Origin of the sequence: Acinetobacter sp. FDAARGOS_558, from assembly GCF_003937785.1 — a bacterium.
GTDB lineage: Bacteria > Pseudomonadota > Gammaproteobacteria > Pseudomonadales > Moraxellaceae > Acinetobacter > Acinetobacter baumannii.
On the sequence record NZ_RKJH01000001.1, the window covers coordinates 2206188 to 2221127 of the forward strand.

15 protein-coding genes are annotated in these 14940 nt (G+C 40.3%); 8 read left to right on the top strand and 7 right to left on the bottom strand.

The window, feature by feature from the left end; all coding sequences use genetic code 11:
* Nucleotides 1-78 precede the first annotated feature (78 nt).
* The gene (locus EGT34_RS10645; RefSeq protein WP_000702293.1) at nt 79-1272 is read left to right on the top strand and encodes a GGDEF domain-containing protein; all 1194 of its coding nucleotides are present in this window, start codon (nt 79-81) and stop codon (nt 1270-1272) included.
* Here the strand turns inward: EGT34_RS10645 and dsbD are convergent.
* From dsbD to EGT34_RS10665, 4 genes are all read right to left on the bottom strand, one after another.
* Nucleotides 1264-3078: a protein-disulfide reductase DsbD gene (dsbD, locus tag EGT34_RS10650; RefSeq protein WP_000733826.1), complete on the bottom strand. Its 1815-nt coding sequence runs from the start codon at nt 3076-3078 to the stop codon at nt 1264-1266. The two genes, EGT34_RS10645 and dsbD, sit on opposite strands and share 9 nt — an antisense overlap.
* 28 nt (nt 3079-3106) lie before the next feature.
* Nucleotides 3107-3874, bottom strand: a complete 768-nt coding sequence (locus EGT34_RS10655) for a transporter (protein ID WP_001258761.1) — start codon at nt 3872-3874, stop codon at nt 3107-3109.
* Nucleotides 3875-3886: 12 nt separating this feature from the next.
* Nucleotides 3887-4432 (bottom strand): ankyrin repeat domain-containing protein, encoded by a 546-nt coding sequence (locus EGT34_RS10660; protein WP_000958427.1) that lies wholly within the window; start codon nt 4430-4432, stop codon nt 3887-3889.
* A 158-nt stretch (nt 4433-4590) separates the two neighbouring features.
* Nucleotides 4591-4941: an HPF/RaiA family ribosome-associated protein gene (locus tag EGT34_RS10665; protein WP_001019316.1), complete on the bottom strand. Its 351-nt coding sequence runs from the start codon at nt 4939-4941 to the stop codon at nt 4591-4593.
* 252 nt (nt 4942-5193) lie between these two features.
* Here EGT34_RS10665 and puuE point away from each other — a divergent pair, with 252 nt between their 5' ends.
* From puuE to EGT34_RS10690, 5 genes are all read left to right on the top strand, one after another.
* On the top strand, nt 5194-6159 hold the full coding sequence (puuE, locus tag EGT34_RS10670; RefSeq protein ID WP_000004723.1) for an allantoinase PuuE: 966 nt from the start codon (nt 5194-5196) through the stop codon (nt 6157-6159).
* Between the two features lie 99 nt (nt 6160-6258).
* On the top strand, nt 6259-6762 hold the full coding sequence (gene uraD, locus EGT34_RS10675; protein ID WP_000477669.1) for a 2-oxo-4-hydroxy-4-carboxy-5-ureidoimidazoline decarboxylase: 504 nt from the start codon (nt 6259-6261) through the stop codon (nt 6760-6762).
* The gene (gene uraH / locus EGT34_RS10680) at nt 6759-7082 is read left to right on the top strand and encodes a hydroxyisourate hydrolase (RefSeq protein ID WP_000626020.1); all 324 of its coding nucleotides are present in this window, start codon (nt 6759-6761) and stop codon (nt 7080-7082) included. The genes uraD and uraH overlap by 4 nt, the downstream gene beginning before the upstream one ends.
* Nucleotides 7083-7106: 24 nt before the next feature.
* Entirely contained in the window at nt 7107-8474 is a 1368-nt protein-coding gene (locus EGT34_RS10685) for a nucleobase:cation symporter-2 family protein (protein ID WP_001016456.1), read from the top strand.
* A gap of 122 nt (nt 8475-8596) precedes the next feature.
* A complete protein-coding gene (locus EGT34_RS10690) occupies nt 8597-9322 on the top strand; it encodes an outer membrane protein OmpK (protein ID WP_001176279.1) in 726 nt (241 codons plus the stop codon).
* Nucleotides 9323-9374: 52 nt separating this feature from the next.
* On the opposite strand, the gene hpxO is transcribed toward EGT34_RS10690, so the two are convergent.
* Nucleotides 9375-10532 carry an FAD-dependent urate hydroxylase HpxO gene (hpxO, locus tag EGT34_RS10695; protein WP_001103533.1) on the bottom strand — a complete coding sequence of 386 codons (1158 nt, stop codon included), beginning with the start codon at nt 10530-10532 and terminating at the stop codon, nt 9375-9377.
* A gap of 199 nt (nt 10533-10731) precedes the next feature.
* On the opposite strand from hpxO, the gene alc reads away from it, so the two are divergent.
* On the top strand, nt 10732-11742 hold the full coding sequence (alc, locus tag EGT34_RS10700; RefSeq protein ID WP_000212412.1) for an allantoicase: 1011 nt from the start codon (nt 10732-10734) through the stop codon (nt 11740-11742).
* Nucleotides 11739-12242: an ureidoglycolate lyase gene (locus tag EGT34_RS10705; RefSeq protein WP_000605500.1), complete on the top strand. Its 504-nt coding sequence runs from the start codon at nt 11739-11741 to the stop codon at nt 12240-12242. Before alc ends, EGT34_RS10705 begins: the two co-directional genes overlap by 4 nt.
* Before the next feature lie 123 nt (nt 12243-12365).
* Here EGT34_RS10705 and parE read toward each other — a convergent pair whose 3' ends face one another.
* Both parE and EGT34_RS10715 read right to left on the bottom strand, forming a co-directional pair.
* On the bottom strand, nt 12366-14249 hold the full coding sequence (gene parE / locus EGT34_RS10710; protein WP_000195970.1) for a DNA topoisomerase IV subunit B: 1884 nt from the start codon (nt 14247-14249) through the stop codon (nt 12366-12368).
* A gap of 14 nt (nt 14250-14263) precedes the next feature.
* Nucleotides 14264-14845 (bottom strand): YqiA/YcfP family alpha/beta fold hydrolase, encoded by a 582-nt coding sequence (locus EGT34_RS10715; RefSeq protein ID WP_001021727.1) that lies wholly within the window; start codon nt 14843-14845, stop codon nt 14264-14266.
* Nucleotides 14846-14940: the final 95 nt, after the last annotated feature.

Below are 14940 nucleotides of genomic sequence, written 5' to 3' on the forward strand. Positions count from 1 at the left end.
GTTATGAATCCTTCAAACTCTCCCTCTTTAGGATGATCTGACGAAGAGACATCTCTATTTAGGAGTTCCTTTATTATTATGAAAATTCGTTTAATCACTCGTCCTATAAATAAAATAAAACAGGTGATTCTCGATTTCATCCATCATAATCACATTATTAACTGGACCCCATTACAAAAAAGCGCATTAATGCTTACCCTCGCCTGCGCAATGAATTTTAGTTGGATTTTATGGAAAGGCTATATTTTAATTACTCCTACTGTTTGGCAATGGGCAAACCTATCTTTAGTTGAATCACAAATCTGGCTGAATTTACTGACCTTATTTTTATTAGCTGTACTCATTATTCCTTGTTATCGCTACAAAGACCAAGCTTGGGCGCAAAAAATTGTGCCTTTAATTAGTGTACAAGCCTTTATGCTGATGTTGTGCCACGATGGATATTTAATTGGTAGTATCAGCCCTGCCACAATGGTGGGTTACGTAGGCACTATTGGCGTAGGTTTAGTTTTATTTGAAAGAAAAATTGTTTATAGCGCTTTTATACCTGCAACTATTATTCTAGCGGTATGTACATATTTAAGTATGACGGGAGTTATTTCATATGCTCCCCTATTTAATTTTACAGCGATGCGGCATGCCCAAACCAATCCATTTTGGCTAGGAAGTATGCTGTTTTTTATTATGCCCATTTTAGTGGCGTGTTTTATTTTATTTGAAATATTGCTGACCCAATGGCGTCAACGAGAAACCTATATTCAACGTTTAAGCCAAATCGACCCATTAACTAATGTCTTAAATAGACGAAGCTTAAACACCCATCTTGAAGCACTTCATGAACAGCAATTTGATTATGCCGTGATACTTCTTGATATCGATCATTTTAAAAAAATTAATGATATATACGGACATCACCAAGGTGATCAGGTTTTGATTGAAATTGCTCAGTGTCTTTCTGAAAACTTACGTAATGAAGATATTATTGGACGTTTTGGTGGAGAAGAATTTATTTTATTACTTCCTCATACCGATATTATTCAAGCAGAAAAAATTGCTGAACGTTGCCGGCAAGCTTTACAAGAATTGACTATCTTCAATAATCAAAATATCCAAATTCATGTAAGTGCCAGCTTTGGCATCAGCAGTTCCACATTTGCAAATGACCCCTATCTTGTGATTAGACAAGCCGATCAAGCGCTCTATGCGGTAAAGGCCTCTGGGCGTAATCAAGTACGCACTTTTCACCAACTACCTCAGATCAAATCAATTTGAATCTTTAGCTTTTGATAAGCTCGCCAGCTGTTGTAAAAGCTCTTGCTGACTAAATGCGCCTGTTAAACGTAAAGAACGAATTTCTTGCTGTTGCTTGTTTAAAAAGAGATACGTAGGAGGCCCAAGAATATTCCATTGTTTGAGTAGAGCTTCATGTGATTGGTCATAATGACTCAAATCAAGCTTAATGAGATAGTAAGGCGCAAGAGCCGCCTGAACCTCAGGTGCTTTTAAAATACGATGTTCAATAGGCTGACAAGCCACACACCAATCGGCATAGACATCAACAACAATAGCCCGATCAGTAGGAGCTGCTGCTATAATCTTTTGAAAGTCTGCTGCCGTGGTCGCCACATGCCACTCAGCCATATGCTCAGAATTTTGCAAACTACGATTTTGAATATGTTGATACTGGTTATAAACCACAAATGGCGTTACCAATAAAAGTAGGAGCGCATAAAGCCACTGTAACTGCCCTTTTTTCCAAAAGAACTGATACAGCGCATAGATAATAAAAGCTAGCCCAAGTACAAAACTAAGCACTTGCATGCCCCAATCTGGCAATAAAGGGCGAATGAAATAAAGGCTTAACCCCAACATCAGAAAAGCAAAAATCACTTTAATCTGATGCATCCAGTCGCCCGCTTTAGGTAAGAACTTTGCACCTAAAACACTCGCGATGAGTAAAGGTATTCCCATGCCAAAACCGAGACAGAATAAAAGCAAAGCACCTTGCCATTGGTTCTGGGTTTGAGAAATAAATAATAAAGTTCCAGCCAAAGGCGCAGTCATGCAAGGACCCACTAAAAGCGCAGAAACCACGCCCATAACGCCTGCACCAACTAAAGTGCCGCCTTGTTGCATAGACTGAATACGATCAAGACGATTTAACCATGTCTGAGGTAAACGAAGCTCAAACAAACCAAATAAGTTCAGAGCAAAGACAATAAACAGCAAACTAAACGCAATAAGAGTAGCAGGCTGTTGTAGCCAGCGTTGGAAATTTAAACCCGCTGAAGAAGCAATCAAGCCTAGACCTGCATAGACCAATGCCATACTACACACAAAAGTAAGTGCAATCGTCCAAGCTTTTAAACCTTTGTGATCTCGGATAATTAATGAAGTTAAAATAGGCAGCATTGGTAAAGAGCATGGCGTAAATGCAAGCAGCATGCCTAAACCTAAAAATAATAAAACACCATACCAAAGCGAGTGTTCAATTAACTTTGCTGACCAAACCTGATCTTGGGCAATCTCTGGAGCAGCTCCTTCAGCTTGAGTAGCTGAACTCTGATTCTCTAAAGACTCCGTAGAGCTTGATGCTTGTGTATTTGCCAAATCTAATAAGCGTTTTGGTGCTGCACCTGCCTGATTTTGCAGACCGACCAGACCATCTGCGTCAGTTTGAAACTCAATAGTTTGTGGAGGATAACAAATACGGTCTTTGGCACAGCCTTGCCAAGTTACTGTGTAGTGCTCTGAAGGCTTGGTTTTAATCTGGAAGTTGACTTGATGGTAATAAACTTGGCTTTGGCCATAGTTCTCATCATATTGAGAAACCGCTTTAGGCAAATTTAAAGTTAAAGGCTGATTGCCCTGTTGTACGGTAAATTTATGCTGATACAAATAATAATTCGGCTGAATCTGCCACGATAACTTTGCGGTATGCGATTGTGGCGATTCAACCGAAAATGAAAAAGCCTGTTCGGGTGACAATAACTTATCTTCTGCAAAGACAAACTGACTCAATACAAAAGTAGCGGCTACTAGAAAATAAATAATTCCCTGAGAAATAAGCTTTTTCATCAATAATAATGAGTTCAAGTTAGTCTGATCAGAATAAGAATGCCATGCCTAAGCCACCTTTGTAGCTCTTATCTTGACCTTCTAAGTCCACACCAATATTTGCATCAAGTTGAGTGCGGTTATTTACTGCGTAAACTAAACCTGTTCCTAAACCATATTGGTAGTCTTGGCTTTCAGCTTTACGATAAACAAATTCAGAATATCCTGAAAGTTTGCCCGCAATCTTATAATTGATGGTTGGAATTGCAGTCACTGCCCAGTTACTGTTTTGTACTTCATAACGCATGGTAATAGAAGTATCCAACAAATCATTATATTTATAAGCTACTGCTGAACTTAAACTATATATATCGTCATGGGCAGTAAACTCATCATTACCTGTTGCGATAACAGCTTCAGCCAATACAGCCATTGTTAAATTTTCATCATTTAAATCAATCGCTTTTTTTAAGCCGATGCTTACATCGCCAAAACCTGAGTTATCCGTTTTTTTACCCGCACGTTTAGTTTGAGTCCATGCCGGACCTTGCCAGCCTAATTGTAATTCCAAACCATCAGCTAAACCTGTACGGAATAACATATCCTCATTTACAGTAACTGTTTTTTCTTTAACGCCATCAACAGTTGTCTCTGTATAGGTTGCACTTGGTAAACCTTGTTCCCATGCTAATTTACCAACTGGCGTAATGCCTGTTCCAAAGCCTGAACCCGGACGATCAAACGAGAACTCTGCGGCAAAAGTACTTCCTGCAGCAACGGTGGTCAGAGCAAAAGTTAAAATTTGAAATGTTCTCATTCTATTATCCAATCAAGTAGTTAATTCTTTTGACATTTTTGCTCCGTGACGGCGCAATAACTCTAGTGTTTCACGCTCTTCTTGAAGCGCTTCTGACCAATCTATTTCATCAAAATCACAATCAAAGAACAACTGACTGATTGAAGATAAAATGGTGAGTCCTTCTTCATCACGTGTGTTTGGATCAACTTTTTCATCTAGCAAGCGCTGAACTGCTGGTGCACATGCCGAACTTGCTGCATCCCATAGTGGACCATAAAACTCTTCTGCATCCCAAAGATGGACATTTGCCTTTGCCTGAATGAGGGCTTCAAGAATATCGAGATAAACTTGCAGGGCTTGCTGTTTTTCTTCTTGTGATAATGGAGTCCCCGCTTCATACGCTTCAGAGACGTCTTCCCACCATTTAAAAATTCCATCACAAATAATGGACACTGGCGGTCCTTGTTCCGGATCAATGAAATTCGGATCAAGACCCTCAGCAAGTAATTTTTGTACTTGCGCGAGTTCTAATTCTTCTATGGCTTTAATTAAAGCCTGCTGTTGGGTGGTTAACATGACCATCTCTCAAAAATATATTAGCGCTATTATGCCTAATCTCTACTGAAGATTTTAGAGGTCAACGCTATTGCATTGCAAACCTAAAGTTGTGAAGAGTTTTTATTGGTCTTTTTACATCTTCATAAAAAAAGCCCCGAAGGGCTTTTTAGTGTTTTTTAAACTTCATCATCAATGAATTCTGGTTGACCACCTCTCGGGTGTTCTTTTTTCTCAAAGGTATGTTCAAGGCTACGTTTTAGCTTTTCAATCGCGCCATGAATTGAAGCGTCAATATTTCCTGCTTTATGGTGCACTGCAACTGGTTTTAAGCCAGAAGGACGTGCTTCGATCATACAGTGGATATCTTTGTCTCCACCTTTGTCCCCATTTTCATCACTAAAATGAACCGAGAAATGTGTAATACGTTCGCTATGACGTTGGAATTCTTGAGTAAGTTCTGCACGTACATAAGTAATTAAACGTTCACTATTATGGATGTTTTTATCTGTGCGGATTTCAATATTCATAAATACCATCCTCTCTTTCTTACTGTGGATCTTTTCTATGCAAAACTTTTTTATGTTGGCATGTTTTAAGCATGCATGAACTGACTTCAATTGTACATTTTGATGGTGTAATGGTTTGTTATCTCCTGACTTAAACGTACTGCTTTTAATTTATTTTGAAGATCTTCATACCTTCAATATCAGTCCATCTATAAAAATATGCAAGCTGATTTTTTAAATTTTTATGAAAAATTGAACAAAAGGAGAGCAATTGTGTCCGAATCTTATCTATCTGGGGCAGAACTTATTGAGCAGATTCAAAAGTCTCCTTATTCACGTGATTTAATCGGTTATCACGGACAGCCTCCAGAGGTGAAATGGCCTAATAATGCTAAGGTTGGCGTGCAATTTGTGCTGAATTATGAAGAAGGTGGCGAAAAACATATTGAACACGGCGACGAAGGTTCAGAGCAGTTTTTATCCGAGATTATTGGCGCTGCAAGTTACCCAGCCAAACATATGTCGATGGACTCTATGTACGAATATGGTTCACGTGCTGGTTTTTGGCGCATTCATAATGAGTTTCAACGGCGCAAGCTCCCCATGACCATTTTTGGAGTAGCAATGGCGCTTGTTCGCAACCCTTATATTGTAGAGGCAATTAAACAGGCCGATTACGATGTGGTTTCTCATGGCTATCGCTGGCTTCATTATCAAGAGACAGATCTTGAAGTCGAAAAACAGCATATGGAACAAGCTTTATCTGTTTTAGAAAACTTGTTTGGAAATAAAACCATAGGTTGGTACACCGGACGTGATAGCCCCAATACGCGTCAGTTGCTTGCAGAGTTCCCACAAATTCAATACGACTCTGATTACTATGGTGATGACCTGCCTTTTTGGACCACACTTACCGATACGACGGGTGCATCACGACCTCATCTGATTATTCCTTATACTTTGGAATGTAACGACATGAAGTTCTGCTCACCAGGTGGATTTAATAGCTCAGAACAGTTTTTTCAATATTTAAAAGATAGTTTTGATGTGTTGTATGCCGAGGGAGAAACTGCACCAAAAATGATGTCAATTGGAATGCACTGCCGTATTTTAGGGCGTCCGGGTCGTTTTAAAGCATTACAAAGATTCTTGGACTATATTGAAATGCATGATCGTGTTTGGGTATGTCGCCGTCAGGATATTGCAGAATATTGGTATAAAAATCACATAAATCAATAATTGATTATTAATTTTCCAAATTCTTAAGCAAATCTCAAATCACTCTTGGCACTGTTATTGCTAAAACTCTATATCGCGATAACGAGTTTAGGAATAACAGTGTTTTTAGCCGAGTTTAATCAAGCCCCACCCGACCAACTCAAGACTCTGTTAAACAACTGCGTCCATATTCCTGTATGGGCCGAAAAAATTATTTCAGAACGTCCCTACTCATCAACATCAGTACTTTTAGGATATGCAGAACAATTAAGCCACACATGGTCATGGCAAGAGATTCAGGCCGCATTAGCCACCCATCCAAAAATTGGTGAAAGACAGGCAAAAAAACAGCTCAATGCAAAAGAGCAAAATTTTTCAGCCCAAGAACAAGCTGGCATTTCCTTAGATGAACAAACACAACAAGCCCTGCTGCAAGGTAATATCGAGTATGAGCAGAAGTTTGGTTTTATTTTTCTAATTAAAGCCGCAGGCCTCAGTAGCGACGAGATTTTAAAAAAACTCCATCAACGACTTCAAAACAACTTAGCTATTGAAAAAACAATTGTACATGAGCAACTCGCTGCAATTGCTCTATTACGTCTATCTCAGGAAGTACAAGCATGATCAGCACTCATATTTTAGATACGAATTTAGGTAAACCGGCGGCACAGGTCGAAGTGAAGTTGTTTCATGCAGCCACTCATGAACTGATAGCGACTGCAATTACCAACCAAGATGGGCGAGTGAGTGATTTTGGAATAAAAAACTTAGGTAAAGGTGCTTATCAACTTGAATTTGAAGTTACCCCTTATTTTTCATCACAGCAAATCAAAACTTTTTTCCCCCGTGTTTGTATTCAATTTTTCATAGAAGACACCAATCAGCATTACCACATTCCATTACTTATTAGTCCGTTTGCTTATTCCACTTATCGCGGCAGCTAACTCAAATATAAATAGGAGAAAAATATGAATCATCAGCAAAAGAATGCGATTTCTCCAGAGCATGAATATTTAGGAATTTCCAAAAGTTTTGCTTACGGCTTACAGCATGTGCTCACCATGTATGGGGGCATTGTAGCCCCGCCACTGATTATTGGAACGGCAGCTGGCTTAAGCGCAGCACAAGTCGGAATGCTTATTGCAGCGGCCCTATTTGTAGGCGGGTTGGCAACTCTCATACAAACCATCGGAACCAAATATCTAGGGGCAAAATTACCTCTGGTGCAAGGTGTGTCTTTTGCTGGTGTGGCAACCATGGTTGCTATTATCACTACAGGCGGTGGTTTACCTGCTGTCTACGGCGCGGTTATTGCCGCATCTTTAATTGGACTATGCCTTGCGCCTTACTTTTCAAAAATTATTCGTTTTTTCCCACCTGTTGTGACGGGATGTGTCATCACGATTATTGGTCTATCTTTGTTACCCGTTGCGATTCGCTGGATGATGGGTGGCAACAACAAAGCACCTGATTGGGGTAGCGTCGAGAATATCTCTTTAGCTTTGCTGACCTTAGGCATTGTGATTATTCTAAATATGCTGCCACAGGCAAGTATTCGCCGTTTATCAATTTTGTTGGCTATTGTTGCTGGTACTACCCTCGCCTACTTTATGGGTTTTGGAGATTTTAGTCAGGTCAGCTCAGGCGCATGGCTGCAATTTCCGCACTTATTTGCATTTGGTTTACCGACTTTCGAGCTAAGTGCAATTTTATCGATGCTAATCGTTACTTTGGTGATTATGACGGAAACTACAGCCGATATTATTGCTGTCGGAGATATTGTAGGAACCCAAGTCGATTCAAAACGTATCGCCAACGGTGTACGTGCAGATATGTTTTCAAGCGCTATTGCTCCTATCTTTGGTTCATTCATGCAAAGTGCTTTTGCCCAAAATGTTGGACTGGTGGCAATTACAGGCATCAAAAGCCGCTTTGTCGTGGCAGCAGGCGGAGTCATTCTGATTATTTTAGGTCTATTACCTGTTATGGGCCGCCTTATTGCGGCAATTCCTATGCCAGTACTTGGTGGTGCGGGTTTGGTCTTATTTGGGTCGGTTGCAGCAAGTGGAATTCGCACTTTGGCAAAAATTGATTATAACGATCAGAAAAATTTGATTATTGTAGCAACTGCTTTATCAGCTGGGATGATTCCAATTATTAACCATGAATTTTATGCTCATTTCCCAGTTTGGGTACAAACTTTGTTCCATTCGGGTATTAGTTCGACTTGTATCTTTGCTATCTTATTGAATTTGTTATTTAATCACTTACCTTCATTTCGCAGCTCGCGTACCCCTCATTTACGCCAAACAATAAACACACGAAATACACATTAATGAGTTAGTTTTTTAGCGCCCCACTTCGGTGGGCTTTTTTTTAACCGTTGATCAAATTTGGCTTCATTTTTGCTTAAGACCCTGTATCCTTAGCGTGCTTTATTTGGGGGGAGATCATTTAAATGCAATTAAAGCAACTTGCGGCGACTTGTGCCTTGTTATCTGCAACTGCCATGGTTCAGGCAAAACCAATCTGGCAAGATTTTAGCGTGACTGGACTTTATGGTGAAAACTATGAAGTTGTAGATGACAAAGAAACCACCATTACTTTGGAATATGCAGCAAAAGTTAAATATGCTGATGTTTTTTTCTTTATGGACCGCATGCGTGGCGAAAATGACCATAAGAGTACTTATTTTGAGTTATCACCACGTTTAAGCTTAGGCGAAGTGTCTGGCAAAAAACTGGCGTACGGCCCAATTAAAGATGTACTCATTAGTACCACTTGGGAAAGTAATAGCGAAAACGGCAATAACTTTGACAACTTCTTGTATGGTTTTGCAGTTGATTTAGATATCCCATATTTCCAGTATGCGAATTTAAACTTCTACCGTGCGAATAATGAGAACACTGACGACGATTATCAAATGACATTCGTTTATGGCATTCCATTTAAAATCGCATCTGAAGATTTCTTGGTAGATGGTTTCCTAGACTGGTCAACCGCTGAAGGCGACCATGCGAGCGAGTTGAACTGGACCACTCAATGGAAATGGAATGTGGGTAAACACATTTCTCCTGATACACGTTTATACCTCGGTATCGAGCACTCAGTGTGGAATAATAAATTTGGCCTTCAAGGTCGAGACGAAAATAACGTCAGTGCTTTGGTTAAATACCACTTCTAAAATTTTTATTTAGAAGATAAAACAGCAAGGAAAATCCTTGCTGTTTTTGTTTTTAATCGAGTGGATTACCCACAATATTGCTAATAATCCCCTGCATAATATGTCCGCCTTGTTCACGGCGTAGTTCTGCATACCATGCCTGCGTGACCGTTTCATCTTTCATATGCGTTACGTCACAGCGTTTACGCGCACGAAGCACCAATTCATTGGCACGTTCATTACGCTTGTTTTGATAGCGGCGTAAAGCATCTTCTAGACCCAAAGTGTTAATTTGCAAAGACCGCGCTAAATAAATCGCGTCTTCCATAGCTTGGCAACCGCCTTGCCCAATATCAGGTGTCGTGCTATGTGCAGCATCCCCCAAAATCACCACACGACCTTTATAAAACTGTGTGAACGGTTCAATATCATGGATTTCTACCCGATTGGTTTTTTGCGGATCTAAGCGCTCAATAAGCTGCTGCACTGGTTGACACCAATCAGCAAAATATTGTTTTAAAAGTTTTTTATATTCATCCCGATTATTCTCTAACCCTGCTGGTAAAGGTACATCTAAAAAGAAATAAAAACGTCCATCCGCAACTGGCATCAGAGACGCGCGCTTGCCCTCTCCTACATAAGTCGTCCATTGCTGAGCTGGCGCTAAATCTTCGGATATTTCAACCAGACCATTCCAGTTCACATAACCTGCATAGCGACGTTGTACCTGCTGACCTAACACATAGGCCCGAGTCATTGAATGCGTACCATCTGCCCCTATGAGTAAATCAGCCTGCGTTAAGCTGCCATCTGCAAAATGAACCTCGACAAAATCAGCTTTATCTTCAAGGCCTACCATTTTTTTGCCTAAATAAATCTGATCTCGACCAAACTCATCCATTAACATATTTTGTAAATCGGCACGTGCAACCGGATAAGGACGTTGTCCTACTTCTTCAATTAATGGCCGTAAACTGAATTGTGTCATCACATCTCCAGTTAAACCATCTACATAGGCCAAGTCATCCATTTGTCCACCAAGTTTGGCGATTTTCTCAGTTAATCCCAGATAATTTAAACATTTCACACCATTTGACCACAGCGAAATTGCGGCGCCGACCGGAAGAATCTTTTCGGTTTGCTCAAAAATACGAACTTGGTGACCAAATTTCTTTAATGCAATGCCTGTGGTTAGACCTCCCATTCCCGCACCAATAATCACCACATTCATAACACGCTCCTATAGATATTCACCTATAGGATGCTTATGCTAAAAACATGCCATCGTTCAAAATTTATTTAGCTTTTCCACAAAACTGGCATGCACCATGCTTATATATTTATGTATAAAACTCATCTCAACACGCTCAGTGTGAGTGCAGTTTTAAATGAAAAATCATGTTTTTAACAAGAAATACGGATACTCCATTATGGCAACATTGCACGCTCCAGCTTTTGAACTTCCTGAAATTTTGAATACTAAAACAAATTTGGCAGATGCCCGAATTGGTGCACAAGTGATTGAGTGTTCAGATGATTTCTTTGCAGAAGCAAAGCGTATGCTGCAATTTGAAGCACCTATTTTTGTTGAAGATAAATTTGATGATCATGGCAAATGGATGGACGGTTGGGAGACCCGCCGTAAGCGACATGCAGGCTATGACTGGTGTATTGTGAAACTAGGTGTGAGTGGAAAAATCAGTGCACTTGATATCGATACCACGTTTTTTACAGGAAATTATCCTGCATCTGCATCATTAGAGGCATGTTATGCACCAAATGGTGACCTTACTGGGGTAACGTGGCAGAGTATTTTAGAAAATACCGAGCTAGGGCCGAGTCAACATCATATTTTTATGGTCAATAATGATGCAATTTTCACGCATATACGCCTCAATATTTTCCCAGATGGTGGTGTTGCCCGTTTACGCGTTTATGGTGACGTTCATATTCAGGTGACCGACCACGAGCAGACTCTCGATTTATTGGCCTTAGAAAATGGCGGTCGTGTAATTGCTTATAGCGATGCGCACTTTGGACATCCACGTAATTTGATTAACCCAGGCCGTGGCGTCAACATGGGAGATGGGTGGGAAACCAAACGCCGCCGCGCACCAGGTTATGACTGGTGTATTCTTGCATTGGGTAAAAGCGGAAAAATTGAAAAAATTGAAATTGATACGGCGCACTTTAAAGGCAACTTTCCTGCTGAAGTTTCTATTCAGGCGGTCTACCTTGAAAATGCAACCGATGCACAGCTGATTCCACAAAGTATGTTTTGGTCTTACTTACTTGAAGCCCAACCTATGCAAATGGACCATATTCATGAATATGTGAATGAGATTTTAAAGCATGAAAAAGTCTCGCATATCCGTATTAATATGATTCCGGATGGTGGTATTAGTCGTGTGCGTTTATGGGGAAAAATTGCCAAGTCATGATCATGAAGAATATTCAAATTCAGCCTTTAACCATTGAGAACTTTCAGCCCTTCGGAGAAGTCATTTGTTGTGACGGGCATGATTTTTTTCATATTAATGATGCACACACCGAGCGCTACCATGCGCTCGTTGAAACTGAAATTGAGGGCGAAGCAAAGGCAGGAATCAGTATATTCCGAAATATTAAGGCCAGTGTGTTACCTATGGAAATTTCAATGCTAGAGCGCCATCCGAAAGGCTCTCAAGCATTCATTCCATTACAGCAACAAAAATTTTTAATTATTGTGGCCCCTGCTTTAGACGAAAATACTCCTGATATTTCAAAACTATGTGCTTTTGTTTCGGATGGCAAGCAAAGTATCAATTATCGGGCAGGTACTTGGCATCATCCTTTGCTTACCTTTGAAGCGCCGAGTGATTTTGCAGTAGTGGATCGAATTGGAGGCGGTGCAAATTGTGATGTTTTTCAATTTCCAGAAGCTATAAAAATTACTGTCTAAATTAAAATAGACAGATCTGTCTATTTTTTAATTTAATAGTAGAACCCGTTGTGGTGATTTCCAACAATTTAGGTTTAAATAAAAAAATCCCCGCCAATTGAGCGGGGATTTTTTCATTTATTTTTAAACCGTAATATCAGCTAAGTTACCCTTCTGCTCAAGCCATTGCTTACGGTCTGCTGCACGTTTTTTTGCAAGGAGCTTGTCGAGTAAACCTGCCGTTAAATGTGCATCATCTAGATCGAGTTGCACCAAACGACGGGTGTTCGGATCCATTGTTGTTTCACGTAGTTGAATTGCATTCATCTCGCCCAACCCTTTGAATCGGGTAATTTGCGGGTTCTTATTGCCTTTAACATTTTTCAAAATGGTTTCAAGCTCTTCATCATCTAGCGCGTAATGAACATCTTTACCAATGTCGATACGGAACAATGGTGGCATTGCTACAAATAAATGCCCTTCTTCAACCAATGCTGGAAAATGTTTAACGAATAAAGCGCAAAGCAAAGTCGCAATGTGTAAACCATCCGAGTCGGCATCGGCCAAAATACAGATTTTGCCGTAACGTAATTCAGATAAATCATCACTACCTGGGTCTACACCAATTGCAATCGCAATGTCGTGAACTTCCTGAGAAGCAAGTACTTCATCTGAAGAAACTTCCCATGTATTTAAGATTTTTCCACGAATTGGCATGATGGCTTGAAAGTTCTTATCACGCGCCTGCTTGGCACTACCGCCCGCAGAGTCACCCTCCACAATAAAGAGTTCACTTTCTTCACGTGTTTGGCCCACGCAGTCTGCCAGCTTACCCGGTAAAGCCGGGCCAGAAACAATCTTTTTACGCTCAACTTTTTTTGCAGCTTTTAAACGTCGCCCTGCTTTAGAAATCGCCATTTCAGCAAGTTGCATGGCAATTTCAGCATGCTGGTTGAGCCAGAGCGCAAACGCATCTTTAGCAATATTTAAAACAATATTGGCAGCTTCACGACTCGAAAGACGCTCTTTGGTTTGACCAGAGAACTGTGGTTCTTGGAACTTAAGCGATAAAATATAGTTCACGCCATCCCAAACATCTTCAGCCGAAAGTTTAAGATTACGTGGTAATAAATTACGTAACTCACAGAATTCACGTAGCGCTTCGGTCACCCCCGAACGCAAACCGTTCACATGAGTACCACCTTGTGCAGTTGGAATCAGGTTGACATAACTTTCTTGAACCTGTTCACCACCTTCAACATTCCAGCAAATCGCAAATTCACATGCCGCACGGTCTGCTTGCCCACTGCTTACAAATGCAGGGTTTGGCAAAATTTCGCGGTCTTGCAATTCATCCATCAAATAATCGACAAGACCATTTTCAAATTGCCATTCGATTTTTTCATCATTAATTTGATCGATATAAGTGATTTTTAAACCAGCAGCTAGAACAGCTTTGGCTTTTAAATTATGTTTGAGTGCTTTTAAAGCAAATTTTGGGCTATCAAAATATTTAGCTTCAGGCCAGAAACGTACAGTAGTTCCTGTCGCACGTTTAGGTGCTTTACCTTCTAATACCGCTAAAGGAGCAACGGGTTCACCTTGCTCAAAGGCCATCTGGTATAAATTACCCTGACGCTGAACTTCTACCTCAACACGAGTTGATAAAGCATTTACAACCGAAATCCCCACACCATGTAAACCACCTGAAAACTGATAGTTATCAGTACTAAACTTACCGCCAGCATGCAGCTTGGTTAAAATGATTTCGATACCACTTTGGCCATATTCAGGGTGAATATCGACTGGCATACCACGGCCATTATCTTCAACTGACAATGAACCATCTTTATAAACCGTGACACAGATTTTGTCGGCATGACCGGCTAAGGCTTCATCGACAGCATTATCAATAACTTCTTGGGCTAAATGGTTAGGACGAGAAGTATCGGTATACATCCCCGGGCGACGACGAACAGGGTCTAAACCGGAAAGAACTTCAAGCGATTGAGCCGTATATTGTGTCACGTTGTACGTTTTCCTTATTTGATGGTGTGCGCAAAGAATTCGATCACTAAGGGTAATTTTTCTTCAAAATCTTCCATGGCATGATTGCCATGAGCATCCGTCAAAATCAATGAGGATGGTGTTACAGCACTATAATAGCGTTGTGCTTGACGATAATCCAAAATTTCGTCGCCTTGTTGCAACAAGACGAGTATTTTGTCAGCATTTTCAGGCTGTTTCAGTTCCAGTTGTTCTAACTGTCGTAACTGAACATGATCAATTGACCATTGATCGTTCACCTTATAAGGCATGCTTTCAACTTGAAATAACTCATCAAACAGCTTCCATGGTTGCATAGCAGGGTTAATCAGTACAGCTGGAATATTATATTTCGCGACAAAATATGTCGCAAAAAAACCACCAAGACTACTGCCGACTAAAGCCACCTCTTGTAAAGACTCAATCAGCTCTGAAACCTGTGCTACTACCTGTTCCGGAGATCTATTTAAATCTGGCAAATGCACATTTATGCCCAATTCGCTACAATACTGCTTAAGGCTGAGCCCTTTAATTGAAGAAGAGCTACTATTAAAGCCATGGAGGTAGATAATATTCATATATTTTCCCTCTAAATTGAGAATAAACTCACATTTTTGTTCTCAGTTTGTATATAAAAACACTATTGTCAGACAAGAAAAACCACTCAACTTAC

Excerpts from the sequence above, each read along its gene's own strand:
- EGT34_RS10645 (WP_000702293.1), top strand. The coding sequence starts at position 79 with ATGAAAATTCGTTTAATCACTCGTCCTATAAATAAAATAAAACAGGTG.
- dsbD (WP_000733826.1), bottom strand. The coding sequence starts at position 3,078 with ATGAAAAAGCTTATTTCTCAGGGAATTATTTATTTTCTAGTAGCCGCT.
- EGT34_RS10655 (WP_001258761.1), bottom strand. The coding sequence starts at position 3,874 with ATGAGAACATTTCAAATTTTAACTTTTGCTCTGACCACCGTTGCTGCA.
- EGT34_RS10660 (WP_000958427.1), bottom strand. The coding sequence starts at position 4,432 with ATGTTAACCACCCAACAGCAGGCTTTAATTAAAGCCATAGAAGAATTA.
- EGT34_RS10665 (WP_001019316.1), bottom strand. The coding sequence starts at position 4,941 with ATGAATATTGAAATCCGCACAGATAAAAACATCCATAATAGTGAACGT.
- uraH (WP_000626020.1), top strand. The coding sequence starts at position 6,759 with ATGATCAGCACTCATATTTTAGATACGAATTTAGGTAAACCGGCGGCA.
- EGT34_RS10685 (WP_001016456.1), top strand. The coding sequence starts at position 7,107 with ATGAATCATCAGCAAAAGAATGCGATTTCTCCAGAGCATGAATATTTA.
- EGT34_RS10690 (WP_001176279.1), top strand. The coding sequence starts at position 8,597 with ATGCAATTAAAGCAACTTGCGGCGACTTGTGCCTTGTTATCTGCAACT.
- hpxO (WP_001103533.1), bottom strand. The coding sequence starts at position 10,532 with ATGAATGTGGTGATTATTGGTGCGGGAATGGGAGGTCTAACCACAGGC.
- alc (WP_000212412.1), top strand. The coding sequence starts at position 10,732 with ATGGCAACATTGCACGCTCCAGCTTTTGAACTTCCTGAAATTTTGAAT.
- EGT34_RS10705 (WP_000605500.1), top strand. The coding sequence starts at position 11,739 with ATGATCATGAAGAATATTCAAATTCAGCCTTTAACCATTGAGAACTTT.
- EGT34_RS10715 (WP_001021727.1), bottom strand. The coding sequence starts at position 14,845 with ATGAATATTATCTACCTCCATGGCTTTAATAGTAGCTCTTCTTCAATT.